The following is a 15,164-nucleotide window of genomic DNA, read 5'->3' as shown; positions in this document are numbered from 1 at the left end:
GATGGAGGTCTATACGCACGTGCCCTCGGCGGAGACTCGGAAGCCGGGCACCGTTCTGGGCGATAGCAAGCAGAAAACAGGCCAGGAAGAAGGGCAAGCGCAAGGAGGGGCTTCGGGAGCGGGTCGGCTTCCAGGCGCCTTCCGGGGCCCGGGACGGCGCCGACGTCCCTACGCCTGGTGTGACAGGTCGTCCACCAGGAGATCGAGGGTCGCCTCCTCATGAAGCGCCACGCCGAGGGTGGTCATGGCAGGGGCGAGATCCCGGTCCCAGTCCGCGCTGACCGGTTGGCCGTCGAGGGCCAGTTGAGGGATGCCCTCGGCCTGACTGCGCGCGGCCAGGTGCTCGTAGTCCGCGGTGCCCATGCGCCACGGCCGGGCTTCGTAGCGGCGGATGACCCGGTTGGCCAGAGCGATCCCAGGCCAGTCGAAGTCGCCGTGGTACGCGAAGCGGCAGCCCGTGGCGGCGAGGGCGTCCAGAAGTGTGAAGACCACCGTGGCGGCGCTACCCGACGTGCACACCAGGGGCCGGACGCAGGCCGCGTCAGCCGCGGCTTCGACCACACGTGGGTTCTCACAGATGTGGATGAGTGTTCCGGCGGGCAGTCGCAGCCGCAGGGCGTGCAGGTCGCGCGGCGTGAGGTGGGTTTCTGCGTGATGTTCGGCCCGCTCCCGGAGGGCACGTTCCCGCCAGCCTCCGCCGTCGGGCCGCAGCCCGTACGTCAGCACCGTGCTGGAGACCTCGTCCGGAGTGACGGACACCAGCCGCCACAGAGCGCGTCGGCCGGCCGCGTCGTTGGGGAACTCGGTGCCATGGGCGAGGGCGACCCCGCGTTGGACGAGGCGTGCGAGCCATGTGCCGTCGTCCAGGCCGTGCGCGGAGCCGGTCGCCATGGCGGCGAGTTCACCTCGGCCGCGTACGCCGCCCCGCTCGGGTCCGAGGAGGGTGGTGAGGACCTGGACCGCCTGCTGGAGTGTCCACACCGCCGCTGCGGGTGTCACTCCGCGCGGAACGCCGGCCCGGCGCAACAGGTCGTACCACTGCCGGGGCCATTCCTGGCCGGCGAGCGGGGAGGCGGCCAGTGACGAAGCGAGGGACGACCACACCTGTTCCCGCCGTGCCGTCGCGTCCGCGCGGGCGGCACGGCGGTCGGTGAGGGGCGGGCCGAGCGCCTCCAGGGTCTGTATGAGCCCGAGTCCGGCGGCCGAGGCGCGCAGCCGTGCGTCGAGGACGTCGAGCCGTACCGTCACGGTGGCACCGGTGAGGGCTTTGCCCAGGAGGAGCGACAGGTCGTTGCGTTCCTGGGGGTTCATCGCGGTGAGCCTAAGGGAGCCGGTGGCCTGTACGCCGTTGCTCTCCAGGCGTTTGCGTACGCTCTCCCAGAGCCGGGTGAGCCCGGGGCCCGTCAGCCATTCGCGCGTCGCGGAGGGCAGTGCGCTCACATGGACACCAGACGCCGGTGGCGGCCGTTCCAGGTGTAGTGCAGGGTGGCCACCCCGCGCACATGGGGGTCACGGAGGCACTCGTAGATGTGCAGGGACGGAACCTCGGGCCAGTTGCCCATGAGCCGCTCGCTGGTGAGGACGAAGTCGAGATCGAGGTCGACGAGGATACGGCCCAGTCGGCCGTGGGTGGGTTCGTCGACCTTGGCGAAGGCGTCGTCCAGGAGGATCAGGCGTGGCGCGTGCGGTGCCGACTCGGCGAGGCTGGTGAAGTGGGCTGCTGCCGCGGCGAAGAGCACGAGGTAGGAGAGGACCCGCTGCTCGCCCTGGCTGAGGCCGGTCCGGCCGGTCAGTTTCCTACGGCGGCCCGGAGCCGCGTCCTCGACCACGAAGGTGCGGAAGCGGAACCAGTCGCGGTAGTCCAGCGCGGTCCGCAGATGGGCGGCGTAACCGGCTGAAGGATCGGCTCGTCGGGCGTCCTCGATCCGGCGTTGCAGGACTTCGCGCAGCTGCTCGGTCTCCTCGCGCGTCCGGAGGCTCGACGGACTGCGCAGCAGTTCCACGGCTGCCCGGACGTCAGCGTCCACGTCCTCGTCCAGCTTCCACAGCAGCTCGACACCGAGACCGTGGGAGGTGCGCACGGTCCGCAGGGTGTCGTTGAGGGCCGCGACCAGGTTCGCCGCGGTGATGACCTGTGCCGAGAGGTGGTCGCCGAGTTCGCCGGTCAGGAACCGCTGGAACACCTCGCGTTCGCGCTCGGTGAGCCGTCCCCGGGCCTCCGCCGCCTGGACCGCGATCCGCTCGCCCACGGCCGCGACGTCATGGGATCCGTGGTCGTCGACCAGGCGGCACACCTTGATGCCGTCGCGTTCCTCCAGTTGCGCGTCGTAGCCGCCGGCCAGTTGGTCGCGCAGTTCGGTGTGCCGGTTGAGCAGGGTGCTGTCCGACACCTCGTCCTTCGGACGGCCGAGGGCCTGCTCCACGGCTTCGGCGAGGGCCCGCAGCGCGCGCAGACGGCTGCGGACGTCCGCGCCGGGGTCGTCCGACACGTACCCGGGGAGCGAGGACCGGTCGAGGCCGGCGCCGAGCACCACCTCGGGTCGGCCGAGAGCACCGCGGAGAGTGCCGCCGGTGTTGATGACGGCCGTCTCCTGGTCCGCCAGGGTCTCGCGCAGCCGCTTCTCGTCCTCTTCCGCGCGTACGCGCAGGTCGTGGAGGTCGTCGCGGGCTCGTTGCGCTCCAGGCAGGGCGCGGACGGCGTTCGCGACGCGCTGCCTGGTCTCCTGCTCGCGGGTGAGGATCTCCTCCTCGGACGACCCGATGGCCTCCTCGCGGGTCCGCAGATCCTGCTCAGCGGTGCGCAGTCCGGCGAGACGGACCCGGTAGCTCTCCTCCGCGGCCAGGCGATCCTCTCGGGCACGTTCGTACCGTTCGGCATCCGTCTGATGCGTGCCGAGCCGTTCGCCCGTGCCGCCGACGGCCCTGCGGAGATGCCCGACACCGCTGAGCAGGGCAGCCAGTGCGGTGCGTACGCGGTCCAGGGCATCGGGGTCGCCGGGGAGATCGTGGGCGGTCGCGGTGGCGTCCGCCTCGGCACGCGCCGATACCGCGAGAGCGCGGGCCTCCTCGGCCAGCCGTGCCGCCCGGGTCGCCTTGGCGGTCAGGTCACGCAGTGCCCTCTCCGCTGATTCGGTCCTGCTCCATGCGTCCGCGAGCCCCCGTGCCCTGGGGAAGCCCCGTTCCGCGAGCGTGAGAGTCCGACGCATGGCATCGGCTGCGGCGAGTTCCTCGCGGACGCCGGCCAGCCGCTGTTCCGTCTGCGCGGTCCGCTCCTCCAGCTCGGCGAGGATCCGCCGGCGGGTCTCGGCGCGTACGGCGGCCCCCACGTACTCGGTGTCGCCCTTGTCGTGACGGCCGCTGAGCACACCCAGACGCCAACTGCCGTCGTAGAACAGCGAGTTGTGAGCAGATGTTTCCTGTGGGGGTGCGAGTGCGATGGTCGCGAGCAGACGACCTACCTGCTCGGACGTGACCCCGCAACCAGGTTCAGGGACCGGGCGCAGGGCCGAGGCGAGAGTCGGTCCGTCGGACAGCGCGGGGCCGGGCTGGAGGAGGGTGTCCTGGGTGCGGGGGTCGAGAAGAACACCGTCCGCGCCTACCCACGAGTCCAGGATTCCGCTCGCCTCCAGGGCCCCTTCCAGACCGGCCCGGTCGGCCGGCGCCAGGCCGTCCGTGAAGTCCACGAGCCGGTAGAAGGGCGCTCCGCTGCCTGTCGTCCTCGCGGCGACGCGGTGGTGCGGAGCCGGCGGCTCAGGGTCGGTACGTTGCTCCCACTCCCGCTTCTGCTCTGTCAGGCGGCCGAGTTCCTCGTCGAGTTGGCCGACGTTCAGCGCCAGTGCGTCCCGCCGTCCGGTGAGTTCCTCGCCGTACGGTTCGAGTGCGGCCTGAGCGGTTCGCCGCGCCTGGCTGTCGATGTCGGGCGGCAGCGTGCGGTCCGCGAACGGCGCGTCGGCTGAGGTTTCGTGGCTGACCGCGGCATGGACAGCGTCCAGCGATGGGCACCCGGGCCCCAGCTCGGCCCGGGTCTGTGCGGTCCACTCGGCGACACTGCCCGCATAGACGCCGCTCTCCCCGGCCACGTTCTGGCGGCTGATGTCGAGACGGCCGGCTGCCTCTTCCGCCTCGCCCTCCAGCCGTTCCCGCTCGGCATCGGCCTGAGCCGCTCCGGCGCGGGCCGCGTCCGCCCGTGAGATGAGGCGGTTCACTTCCTGGACCATCCGGGCCCGGTTCTTCGCGACCGTCTCGGCGTCCTCCAGCTGGTTCTGCCAGGACCGCAGCCCTTCCCGCGTGGTGGCCGTGTCCGCGCGGGCCGCCGACCGGTGCCGTACGGCGCGCGTCTCCCCGTCCGGAGTCGTCAACTCCGTCTCGACGGACTGGGAGAGGACGGTGCGTGACAGGGCCACCGCCTCGCCGAGATGACCGATGGGGAGCCCGGCTTTCTCCGCCTGTGCCAGCAGCTCTCTGTGTTCGGTTCCCAGTTCGGCCAGCCGACTCCCGAGGTGTTCGACCCCTTCGGCCAGCCGCTCCGCCGTACTCTCCTCCGCGTCGTGTGCGTTGCGCAGGGTGGTGAAGGCGGCCTCGGCGGCGGTGTGCAGCGCCTCCACCGTGCCGCGGCGTTCCGACAGTTCGCGCAGGCTGCGGTAGGCGTGGCTGGCGTGCAGGGCGGCGAGGTCGGTCCTGGCTGTCTGTTCCTCCTCGCGCAGGGTCTCCAGCCGGCCCTCCGACTCCTCCTCCTGCGTCCGCAGGTCGCTCGTCCGCTGTGCGGCGTCTCCGGCCGCCCGGCGCCGCTGCGCGAGGACGCCGAGCTCGTGGCCGACTTGCTGCGCGGAGGTGCGCAGGACTCCGGCCAGGTAGCCGCGGTAACCGGTGAGGAACGTGCGCAGTGCCGTATCGGTGCGTTCCAGGCGGCCGAGTTCGTCCCGTACGGCGTCGAGGTCGTGCAGGTTGCGCGCCACCTTCTCGACCACGTCCTCGTCGAGCCCCGGCAGGGTCTCGCTCAGCAGGGAGGCCAGGCCCCCGTGCTCGACGCGGTCCCCGACCGTGGGGCGCCGCAGCCGGTGAAGGAGCTGGGTGAGGTTGCGGTAGCGCGTCGCGTCGGTGATGCCGAACAGGTCCCGGGCCACCCGGGCGCGGTGCGTGACCGCACGCTCGGTCGTGTTGTCGGAGCCGACGATCTCCTTGAGCCGGTCGACCGGCAGCGGCTTTCCGCCCTCGACCAGGTGCAGATCCTCGCCGATCCGCAGCGGAGTGACGAAGAACGTCGGCAGCGCCTTCTGCGTCGACTTCGAGGCACGGACGGCGACACCGAGCGTCAGGAAACAGTGACCGCCGTCTTCGGCCGTGCCCCGGAACTCCACCCACAGGTACCCGAGACGGTTGGTCTGCTCGAACCCGTCCAGCATCAGCCAGGCGAGCGTGGTGCGGCCGGTGCCGGTCGCGTCCAGTGCCCGGGAGTCGCCGTCCAGAAGATACGGAAGCAGCATCTCCAGGGCCTTGGACTTTCCCGCGCCGTTCTTGCCGCGCAGCAGCAGCCGTCCGTCGCCGAAGGAGAACTCCTGGGCGTCGTACTGCCAGACGTTCTGGATGCCCGCCCGGTGCAGCCGGAAGCGGGTGCCGGTGGTCGTCGCGGGGCCGGAACGCGGCAACGGAACGAGGCCACGCGCGTCGGTGGTCATAGCGGCAACTCCTCTTGAACGTCCGTGCCTTTGCCGGCTGCGGTGGTCGGGCGCACCGTGACTTGGGTGGCGTAGCGCGCCGCCGCGGCAAGCAGCACCCAGCCGTCGCCGCCGGGCCGTGCGCCATGGACATCGGTCACCGTGCGTCCTTCCGGCGCCTCCTCGACGTACCCCTCCGGCAGCCCTTCGCCCTTGGAGCGCAGCCGCCCGGCGCGAGCCATCAGCCGCATGCGGACCAGCAGGTCCAGGACGGCCTCCCGCAGGGCGGGGAGGTCCTCCAGGTAGCCGCGCTGCCAGTTGCCGCGCTGCCCGTACTCGGCGATGAGCTCGGCGAGCACCTCGTCCACCAGGCGGTCCGGGACGGCCACGCCGATGACGAGCGTCCCGCCGGTCGACGGATGCCCCGGTTCCTGCGGCCGAAGCCGCTCCACGAGCCGTTCCACCAGCAGCAGCGCGGCCTGTGCGATGGTCCCGGTGCCCGGCAGGTGCAGATCCGTCAGCTCCTCCTCGGGGTCCACCAGCGCCACGCCCTCGGCACGGATCTCCATCTCCAGGCCGAGCAGTTCGGAGAAAGCCTGGGCTTCCCGGCGCTGCCGGGTACGCAGCCAGTCACGCTCGGCGTCGGTCAGCTCGTCGAGGTGGACGACAGGTGTCTCGACAAGCATCCGACGCACATAGGTGCGCGGTCCGCCGAAACCCGGGTCCGCTGCCCGCCGGACCAGATCGGCGCCGTCCCCGGCCTGCGCGAGCGGGCCGGCCACGACCACACGTGCCAGCTCCCGGTCCACCGTGATCAGGGCCTCCCCGCCCGCCTCCTGCGCGAACGCGGCCACCTGGCCCTCGGTCTCGATGAGGACACCCCACCCGACGAGCTGACGCAGAGCCGCGACCAGGGTCCGCTTCCCGGCCGCCCGGCCCGTCTCCTCCAGCTCGATCCCCGCGTCGGCGGCAGCAGCCCTGATGTCGGCGACCAGGTGCGACAGCAGCATCTGCTCGGGCGCGGTCACCAGCACGGACAGGGCCAGCGCGAGGCAGGCGTACGTGTGCGGGGTGAACGGGGTGCCGGTGGAGCGCTCCAGCCGATGACCCGAACCCGCCCCCAGTCCCGTCTTGAACAGCCGGGCGAAGGAGCTGTCGACCAGCAGGCGATAGCCGAGCACCTGCTGGAACCGTTTGCCCAGCCAGTCGGCGTGCCTGCGGATCAGCGGGAACAGGTCGGCATGAGGGCCGTCGGACGCGACCAGAGGGTGCGCCAGCAGCAGCCGGGCGGCGGTACGGCGTTCGGCGGCCAGGGCCACGTCGTGAGCCGAGGGGAGGGTCATGACACGCTCACCTCAGCCTCATCGCCGGCGGCTTCACCGTCGACCGCGGCGGCGGTACGGCTGATGTCCAGCTCCAGGTCGTCCAGCAGCAGGTCACCGTCGGCCGAGTACAGCACCGTCCGCGCGCCCGCCGTCCGGATCACGGTGAGCCGGATGCCCAGTTCGGCGTCCTCGCCGCGCGCCGCGTCGAGGACGAAGCCCGCAGTCCCCTCTCCCTCTCCCTCTCCCTCCCCGTCCCTGTCGGCGAGCCTCCTGAGCTGAGCGTTTCCGAGCGCCGTGGCCAGTAGCTCCAGGAGCAGCCCGAGCGCCGCCGAGGTGAGGCGTACGTCCGCGAACCGGCCCGACGCGCTGCGTAGTTCGTCCGCCGCCGCTGCCCTGGCCGCCGCTCGCTCCCGGGCGGCCTCCCGCAGCCGCTCCTTCTGCGCGGAGTGGTCCTCCACCGAGGAGGCCCGGCCCCGCTGAGCACGGCTGCCCCTCTCCCGCAGGGCCACCGGCACCTCGACCACCGGACCGGTCCACCAGCTCGTGTAGGCGGGCACCACCTCGTCGGCGGCGGGGGGTATGCCCAGATGACGGGCTCCGTACAGACCGAAAGCGGCGACGGCGATGTCGTGCGCGTCCTGCGGCGCCGCTTCCTCGAACCAGCGGGCCAACCGCAGCAGATCCTTACGCCGGGACATCTCCCCGGTGGCCGACCGCAGCATCCGCTTGGCGTTGGCGAGCAGCGACTGCAACGCGCGCAGGGTGGCGTCCCGCAGCTGGTCGACCTGGCTGCCCTGACCGTCGGTGTCCCTGAACCAGCCGCGCAAGCCCTCCCAGTCCGCGAGCTCGCGGCCTCGGCTGCGCTGGACCCGTATTTCCGTGCGGCTTTCGCTCTGTGCGGACAGCCCGGACAGCCCGGTGAGCCCTTGGGCGTGGGCGTCCAGCCGGACCAGCAGGGCCGGAATATGAGGCCACAGGGTGTCCAGCGCCTCCGAGATCCGGGGTGCGCGGAACGCCACGTCCTCGGTGATCGCCTCGACGTAGTCCAGGAGCAGCTCCTTGAAGCCCTGGTACTCGGCGCTGTCCAGGTCGTAGCGGGACAGCACCTGGCCGAGGTAGGCGTAGAAGTCGCGTATGGAGTCCGCGAACTCGGTGAACTGCACGAACAGCGTGCTGACCCGCTCCAGTCCGGCCTGCGGCTCGATACCGCCCGGCGCGGTCACGAGGCCGGCCAGCTCCCGCAGCCCCCGCTCGACCAGGGCCAACAGTTCGTTGCTCACCTCACGGGCGGCGTCGGCCTCGGCCAGGACCCCGTCGGCGTCCCGCTGGATGCGTTCGCCCAGCTTCGACAGCTGGTAGCGCGAGCGCGAACGCTGGTACTCGCTGATGCTGGACGCCTTCACCGTGTGACTGCTGCGCAGCAGGTTTCCCCAGTTCACGAGCTGTTCCAGCCGGACCGTGAGAGTGTCGGCGTCGAGCCCCGCGGCGGAACCACTGCTCTGACGCAGCTTCGCCATGATGTCCGGGACGGCAAGATCCGCCAGCAGCGTTCCGCAGAAAACCCGCATGATCGCGACGTGCTCCAGCCGCTCGGGCGCACTGAGATACACGTACGCGTCCAGCCGCCGCCGCGCCTCCTCATCGGCGTCCTGACCTGCACCGGATGCTGATGCCCCCATGCCCGTGAGGTTACGCGGCGCAGCCGGGCGTCCGCCGGTGGGTGGCCGAAAATGCCACGGACGTGTGCCAGGCTTCCCCGTACGAACCCAAACTCGCCGCCGCGCGTCCGGCACGGCTGTACGCCTACCTCGGGCTCTCGCTCCTCAGCGGTGTGCGCACGGAGGAGGCGCGGCCCCTCGCCTGGGATCACGTCTTCCTGGAGACGACGGACGGCATCCCGCCTCACGTCGCGGTATGGCGCTCGGTGCGCAAGCACGGTGAGACCAAGACCAGGAAGAGCCGCCGGACCAGGCAGCTCCGACCCGTGATCACACAGGGTGCCGAAGCGATGGACGATATCTTCGCCGCAGATCAGGAAGAGGAGGACACGGAGGGCGGGGAAGAGGGCGACGCGGTGGCCTGATCAAATTCGTTTGGCCCCCTGTTTGGCCCCCGAGCACGACAAAGGGCCAATCGCGATCACGCGATTGACCCTTTGACCAGCGTCGGGGTGGCGGGATTTGAACCCACGACCTCTTCGTCCCGAACGAAGCGCGCTGCCAAGCTGCGCTACACCCCGATGTCGCTGCTTCCCGCGGCGACGACGTTTACTTTAGCCCACTGGTGGCTGTAGACGAAATCCGGTTTAGACGCGGCGGCGGACCGGGGTGGGGCGGGTGTGGTCGATGACTACCAGGAGGACGGCCAGGGCGTAGATCGCGAGGCCGAGGAGGAGGGCGTTGGCCAGGGTGCTGCGGTAGCCGTGGGCGGCCACGTCGAGGAAGGGGTACAGGTAGCGGGACGGGTTCGAGGGCGCGAGGAAGACCGCCCGGGCCAGGGTGAAGATCAGGTAGGCCAGGGGGTACAGAAGCCAGGTGGCCGCCTGGCGCAGGTGCAGGCGGGCCGCGGGCGTCAGCAGCAGCCAGTCCAGCACGGCGGCCGCCGGCGTGATCGTGTGCAGGATCTGGAGGGTCGCCCACTGCGCGTGCCAGCGCACCGGGGCCGTCGCCGCGCCGGTCATGGAGAACGGTGGCGTCGTGTGGGCCAGGAGCAGGTGATAGACGAGCGCGGTGATCACGACGTAGAGAAGTGTGGCACCGGTCACGGCGGACGGCAGCGGGCGGCGGGCCCGCTGTGCCCGCCACGCCGACAGGAGCATGACGACGGCCAGCAGGAGGTTCGCCTGGACGCTGAAGTAGCTCAGGGCGCGGGTAGGGGTGGCCAGCAGCAGCTCCAGGGCCACGCCGAAGACCGCTACCGAGCCGGTCAGGAGGCGGAGCAGCGCGACCGTGGGGCGGCGGACCGGCGCCACCACTGCCGTGGCGGGGACCGGGGCGTGCAGCAGCACAGGCGGGCCCGGGACCGCGGGGAGCTCCGGGATGTCCCTGGGTATCGGGGCGGTCATGCCCTCACGCTAGGAGCGGGGGAGGAGGGCGGCCATTTGGCTTAGCCCGGGTGGGTTACGGCCTGGCTTGGTCCGGGTGGGTTACGACGCTTCGACCCGGAGCTTCTCCTCCCCGTCCGTCGGGGCTGTCGGCCGTCGGCCGTCGGCTATCGGCCCATCAACGTCAGCAGCGTCGCCTCCGGGGGGCAGGCGAAGCGGACCGGGGTGTAGCGGTTGGTGCCGCAGCCCGCGGAGACGTGGAGGTAGGAGGTGTTGCCGTCCGCCAGGTGGGTGGACAGGCCCTTCACCCGGTCGGTGTCCAGGTCGCAGTTGGTGACCAGGGCGCCGTAGAAGGGGATGCACAGCTGGCCGCCGTGGGTGTGGCCGGCCAGGATCAGGGGGTAGCCGTCCGCGGTGAACGCGTCCAGGGTGCGCAGATAGGGGGCGTGGACCACGCCGAAGGAGAAGTCGTGGGTGCCGGAGGGGCCGCCCGCCACCTGGGCGTAGCGGTCGCGCTTGATGTGGGGGTCGTCGAGGCCCGTCAGCTCGATCGAGACGCCCTCGACCTTCAGTACGCCCCGGGTGTTCGTCAGGTTCAGCCAGCCCGCCGTGTCGAAGCCGTCGCGCAGGTCTTCCCACGGGTTGTGGATGGCGCCCACGGCCGGCTTGTTGCCGTTCAGGCCGTGCCGGCCGCTCGTCTTCTCCGTCAAGTAGCGGGCGGGGTTGCGGAGTTTGGGGCCGTAGTAGTCGTTGGAGCCGAAGACGTACGCGCCCGGGAACTCCATCAGCGGGCCCAGCGCGTCCAGGACCTCCGGGACACCTTCCGGGTCGGACAGGTTGTCGCCGGTGTTGATCACGAAGTCCGGGCGCAGGCCCGCCAGCGACTGCAGCCAGCGCTGCTTCTTGCGCTGGCCGCTGACCATGTGGATGTCGGAGACCTGGAGCACGCGCAGCGGTCGCATGCCCGGCGGGAGCACCGGGACCGTCACCCGTCGGAGGCGGAAGGAGCGGGCCTCGAAACCCGCCGCGTACGCCAGTCCGGCGGCGCCTGCCGCCATGATTCCCAGGGGTACTCCGTATCGCGCGCGCATACGTCCATCGTGTCAGACCCCGGCGGTACGACGAGACCGGCCGCCCTCCCCTAAATCTGCCCTCCTCAACCTGCCCTCCCTTAAATCTGCGGGCGTTCGCCGTGGTGCACCTGCGACAATCGACTCCATGACCACCACGCTCAAGTCGAAGCTGCAGGACGACCTCAACGCCGCGATCAAGGAGCGCGACGAGCTCCGCTCCTCGACGCTCCGGCTGACGCTCGCCGCGATCACCAAGGAGGAGGTCGCGGGCAAGGAGAAGCGGCAGCTCTCCGACGACGAGGTCCTCAAGGTGATCACCCGTGAGGCGAAGAAGCGCCGGGAGGCCGCCGAGGCCTTCGCGCAGGGCGGTCGCGCCGAGTCGGCCGAGCGGGAGACGGCGGAGGGCGAGGTGCTCGCCGAGTACCTGCCCAAGCAGCTGTCCGACGACGAGCTGAACACGATCGTCGCCCAGGCCGTGGCAGAGGCGAAGGCGGCCGGCGCGGAGGGGCCGCGGGCCATGGGCGCCGTCATGAAGATCGTGAACCCGAAGGTGGCCGGCCAGGCCGAGGGCGGCCGCGTCGCCGCCGTGGTGAAGAAGCTGCTCCAGGGCTGAGACCACACCCAGGGTCCAGGGCTGAGGCCACACCCCGGGCCCTGCCAAGCACTACGGCGGCGGGGCCGCACCCCTCACTTCAGGGTGCGGCCCCGCCGCCGTACGCGTGCCCCGTCGGACCGGGACGGGAGAGGTCGCCAGGGATGAGTTCGATTTCCCCGGTCACCCCGATTTCCCCGGATCACCCCCGCAAGCCACCGTTCCCGTTCCCGTTCCCGGTGCTTCCGCCGTTGCCCTGGCCCTGGATGAAGTTGCCCGGGAGGGAGAAGGTCGGGGCGGGGAAGGCGCCGCCGGTCGTGTCACCCGTGGTGCCGCCCGTCAGACCGCCGATCAGTCCCCCCGTGCTGTCCCCGTTCTTGCCGCCGTCCCTGCCCCCGCGTCCTTTTCCCCGGCCGTTCCGCTTGTCGCCCTTGTCGCCCTTGTCGCCCTTGTTGTTGTCGTCGGGGATGTCGATCAGATGGAAGTTCTGCACCGGCTTGCCCTCCAGGGCGCCGGTCATCATGTCGCGCCAGATCGGGCCGGGCACCTCGCCACCGAACACCTTCTCGTGCGGGACGCCGCCGATGGTGATGTTGATCATCTGGCGCCGGTGCTGCGGGTCGCCGACCCAGACCGCGCCCGCCATGTTCGGGGTGTAGCCGACGAACCAGGCCGCGTAACGCTCGTCCGTCGTACCCGTCTTGCCCGCGCTCGGGCGGCCGTCGAGGCCGGCCTCCTGACCCGTGCCGTCCTCGACCACGCCCTTCAGGAGCGTGCTGACGGTGTCCGCGGTCTTCTCCGACATCGCGCGTGAACAGGCCGTCTTCGGCACGGCCAGCGACTTCTCCTCGCTGCCGACCTTCTGGGTGATCGACTCGATGGCGACCGGGGTGCAGTACATGCCGCGCGAGGCGAACGTGGCGTACGCGTTCGCCATCGTCAGCGGCGACACCTCCTGGGTGCCGAGCGCGATCGACGGGGCCTGGTCCATCACGCGGCCGTCCGCGCGCTCCACGCCCATCTTCTTCGCCATCTGGGTGACGGGGCAGATACCGATGTCGCTGATCAGCTGTACGTAGTAGGTGTTGACCGACTTGGCGGTCGCTTCCTTCATGCCGTACGGGCCGTGCTCGGACTCGTTCTCGTTCGACAGCTTCTCGGGGTTCTGCGGGTTGTTGCGCCAGGTCTTGCCGTCACACGCCTGCACCGGACTCGGGTACGTCATCTGGTACGGCGACGGGTACTGCTGTGTCGGGGCCTTGCCGCCCTCGACCGCGGCCGCCGCGACGATCGGCTTGAACGTCGAACCGCCCTGGTAGCCCGCGCCGCCGCCCATGTCCGAGTTGGCGGAGAGGTTGATCTGCGTCTCGTTCCTGCCGAAGCCGTACGGGCGGGACTGGCCCATGGCGAGGATCTTGCCGGTGCCCGGCTCGACGATGGTCGCGGCCGTCGCCACCGGGTCGGACTGGTAGACGTGATCCTTGATGGAGTTCTGCACGGACTGCTGCGCCCGTGGGTCGAGCGTCGTACGGATCGTCAGACCGCCCTGGTTCCACAGCTTCGCGCGGGACTCCTTGGTCTTGCCGTAGACCGGGTTGTTCAGGACGACGTCGCGTACGTAGTCACAGAAGAAGCCGGCGCCCTTGACCGCGGTGATGCAGCCGTTCTTCGGCTGGCTCGGATGCAGCCCGAGCGGCTCCTGCTTGGCCTGGTCGGCCTCCTTCTGGGAGATGTCGCCGACTTCCGCCATCCGCTGGAGGACGGTGTTGCGCCGCTTGGTGGCCTCCGCCTCGTCGTTGACCGGGTCGTAGCGGCTCGGGGACTGCACGATGCCGGCCAGCAGCGCCGATTCCTGGATGTTCAGGTCCTTGGCGTGCTTGGAGAAGTACCGCTGGGAGGCGGCCTCGACGCCGTAGGCCTGCTCGCCGAAGAAGGTGATGTTCAGGTAATTCTCGAGGATCTTCTTCTTGCCGAGCTTCTCCTCGATCTGGATCGCGTACTTCAGTTCCTTGACCTTGCGGCCGAGGGTCTGCTGGGTGGCCTCGGCGACCTTCGTCGGGTCGTCGCCGGCCTCCTCGATGAAGTAGTTCTTCACCAGCTGCTGGGTGAGGGTGGAGGCACCCTGGGCGACACCGCCCTGCTGAGCGTTCGTGTTCAGGGCGCGCAGCACGCCCTTGAGGTCGATCGCGCCGTGCTGATAGAAGCGTGCGTCCTCGATCGCGACGATCGCCTTCTGCATGTACGGCGAGATGTCCTTGAGGTCCACCACCGTGCGGTCGCGGGAGTAGACGGTCGCGATCTGCTGGCCCTGGTTGTCCAGGATCGTCGTGCGCTGACTCAGCTGGGGACTCTTGAGATTGGCCGGGATCTCGTCGAAACCCTTCACCGAGCCCTTGGCCGCGAGCCCCAGCGCGCCGGCCGCGGGCAGCGCGATGCCCGCCATCACGGCTCCGGCGAGCACACTGACACCGAGGAACTTGGCGGCCTGCTGCGTTGGCGACAGACCACCACCCGAACGCTTCTTTGGCATGGGGGCAGCCTAATCCGTACTCATGAGCGTTCCGAAGGAGCGCCCGCGTCACGGCACGGCAAAGGGAAACTCCTACCTTCCCATTCGCCGGACACGCGCGCAGGCCTTGGCCTAAGCTGCTCTCAACTGTCACAGCAGTGCGGCCACGTATCAATACGTCCGGCGACCCCGAATCGTTCCGGGCGTACCCCGTTTTTTGCACGGGACGCGACCGGTTCGTGAGGTGGACGTGTCCGAATCCGCCTCGTGTGTCACCTCGCGCCCGTTGTTACGCACCACAGCTGTCCCGGTTTGCCGGGATGGTCGCGTATGTCGCCAGCTCACTCCCGCGGGTGATCTGCCGCTTACCCATAGTCCGTTCGGGCCATCCAAGATTGGGCCCGAAGGGGGTGTTGCGCTGTGCCCACCTTCCGTAACGTCCTCAACTGGCGGCGGTGAATATGCCGCTGCCGCCGTGGGGGAGCCTCGATTCGGGAGAGGACGGCGCCGGTATGGGCTGGGTAACCGACTGGAGTGCGCAGGCTGCCTGCCGCACTACCGATCCGGATGAACTGTTCGTTCAAGGAGCAGCGCAGAACAGGGCCAAGGCGGTGTGCACCGGATGTCCGGTACGCACCGAGTGCCTGGCCGATGCGCTGGACAATCGCGTCGAGTTCGGCGTGTGGGGAGGCATGACGGAGCGGGAGCGCCGCGCGCTGTTGCGCCGCCGGCCCACCGTGACCTCGTGGCGCAGGCTGCTGGAGACCGCCCGCTCGGAGTATGAGCGCGGCACAGGCATCGTGCCCCTCGACGACGACGAGGTGTACGAGAACTACGCGGCGGTGAGCTGAGGGCATTCCCGCACGGCACATCCCCGGGGCACAGCACCCCTGGGGAAGCCGTGATCGGCCGCCCTGCGGTATCGCGCGTCCGCCACCCCTGCGCATACGACCGTGTAGCTGCTCCTG

9 protein-coding genes, 1 tRNA gene and 1 pseudogene are annotated in these 15,164 nt (G+C 70.3%); 3 read left to right on the top strand and 8 right to left on the bottom strand.

The window, feature by feature from the left end; genetic code table 11:
- Nucleotides 1–168: 168 nt before the first annotated feature.
- From IE277_RS25560 to IE277_RS25545, 4 genes are read right to left on the bottom strand one after another with little or no spacing between them, the layout of a single operon-like run.
- A complete protein-coding gene (locus tag IE277_RS25560; RefSeq protein ID WP_229881953.1) occupies nucleotides 169–1,440 on the bottom strand; it encodes a TIGR02679 family protein in 1,272 nt (423 codons plus the stop codon).
- Nucleotides 1,437–5,675: a TIGR02680 family protein gene (locus tag IE277_RS25555; protein WP_189956029.1), complete on the bottom strand. Its 4,239-nt coding sequence runs from the start codon at nucleotides 5,673–5,675 to the stop codon at nucleotides 1,437–1,439. The genes IE277_RS25560 and IE277_RS25555 overlap by 4 nt, the downstream gene beginning before the upstream one ends.
- Nucleotides 5,672–6,997 carry a TIGR02678 family protein gene (locus tag IE277_RS25550; RefSeq protein WP_189956028.1) on the bottom strand — a complete coding sequence of 442 codons (1,326 nt, stop codon included), beginning with the start codon at nucleotides 6,995–6,997 and terminating at the stop codon, nucleotides 5,672–5,674. The genes IE277_RS25555 and IE277_RS25550 overlap by 4 nt, the downstream gene beginning before the upstream one ends.
- The gene (locus IE277_RS25545) at nucleotides 6,994–8,658 is read right to left on the bottom strand and encodes a TIGR02677 family protein (RefSeq protein ID WP_189956027.1); all 1,665 of its coding nucleotides are present in this window, start codon (nucleotides 8,656–8,658) and stop codon (nucleotides 6,994–6,996) included. The genes IE277_RS25550 and IE277_RS25545 overlap by 4 nt, the downstream gene beginning before the upstream one ends.
- A gap of 92 nt (nucleotides 8,659–8,750) precedes the next feature.
- On the opposite strand from IE277_RS25545, the pseudogene IE277_RS25540 reads away from it, so the two are divergent.
- Nucleotides 8,751–9,062 (top strand): annotated as a pseudogene (locus IE277_RS25540) (site-specific integrase); the annotation flags it as partial.
- Between the two features lie 82 nt (nucleotides 9,063–9,144).
- On the opposite strand, the gene IE277_RS25535 reads toward IE277_RS25540, so the two are convergent.
- The 3 genes from IE277_RS25535 to IE277_RS25525 form a co-directional block, all read right to left on the bottom strand.
- A tRNA-Pro gene (locus IE277_RS25535) sits at nucleotides 9,145–9,218 on the bottom strand.
- A 66-nt stretch (nucleotides 9,219–9,284) separates the two neighbouring features.
- Entirely contained in the window at nucleotides 9,285–10,043 is a 759-nt protein-coding gene (locus IE277_RS25530; RefSeq protein WP_189956026.1) for a Pr6Pr family membrane protein, read from the bottom strand.
- A 146-nt stretch (nucleotides 10,044–10,189) separates the two neighbouring features.
- Nucleotides 10,190–11,113, bottom strand: a complete 924-nt coding sequence (locus tag IE277_RS25525) for a metallophosphoesterase (RefSeq protein WP_189956025.1) — start codon at nucleotides 11,111–11,113, stop codon at nucleotides 10,190–10,192.
- 127 nt (nucleotides 11,114–11,240) lie between these two features.
- On the opposite strand from IE277_RS25525, the gene IE277_RS25520 reads away from it, so the two are divergent.
- Complete coding sequence (locus IE277_RS25520) at nucleotides 11,241–11,708, top strand: GatB/YqeY domain-containing protein (RefSeq protein ID WP_189956024.1); 468 nt, start codon at nucleotides 11,241–11,243, stop codon at nucleotides 11,706–11,708.
- A 181-nt stretch (nucleotides 11,709–11,889) separates the two neighbouring features.
- Here IE277_RS25520 and IE277_RS25515 read toward each other — a convergent pair whose 3' ends face one another.
- The gene (locus tag IE277_RS25515; RefSeq protein WP_189956023.1) at nucleotides 11,890–14,217 is read right to left on the bottom strand and encodes a transglycosylase domain-containing protein; all 2,328 of its coding nucleotides are present in this window, start codon (nucleotides 14,215–14,217) and stop codon (nucleotides 11,890–11,892) included.
- Nucleotides 14,218–14,708: 491 nt separating this feature from the next.
- Between IE277_RS25515 and wblA the strand changes: the two genes are divergently transcribed.
- Nucleotides 14,709–15,047, top strand: a complete 339-nt coding sequence (wblA, locus tag IE277_RS25510) for a transcriptional regulator WblA (protein ID WP_189956079.1) — start codon at nucleotides 14,709–14,711, stop codon at nucleotides 15,045–15,047.
- Nucleotides 15,048–15,164: the final 117 nt, after the last annotated feature.

This window comes from Streptomyces alanosinicus (assembly GCF_014650595.1).
Lineage (GTDB): Bacteria > Actinomycetota > Actinomycetes > Streptomycetales > Streptomycetaceae > Streptomyces > Streptomyces alanosinicus.
Note: the sequence above shows the minus strand (reverse complement) of the source record. Positions and strands in the feature narration are given on the sequence as shown.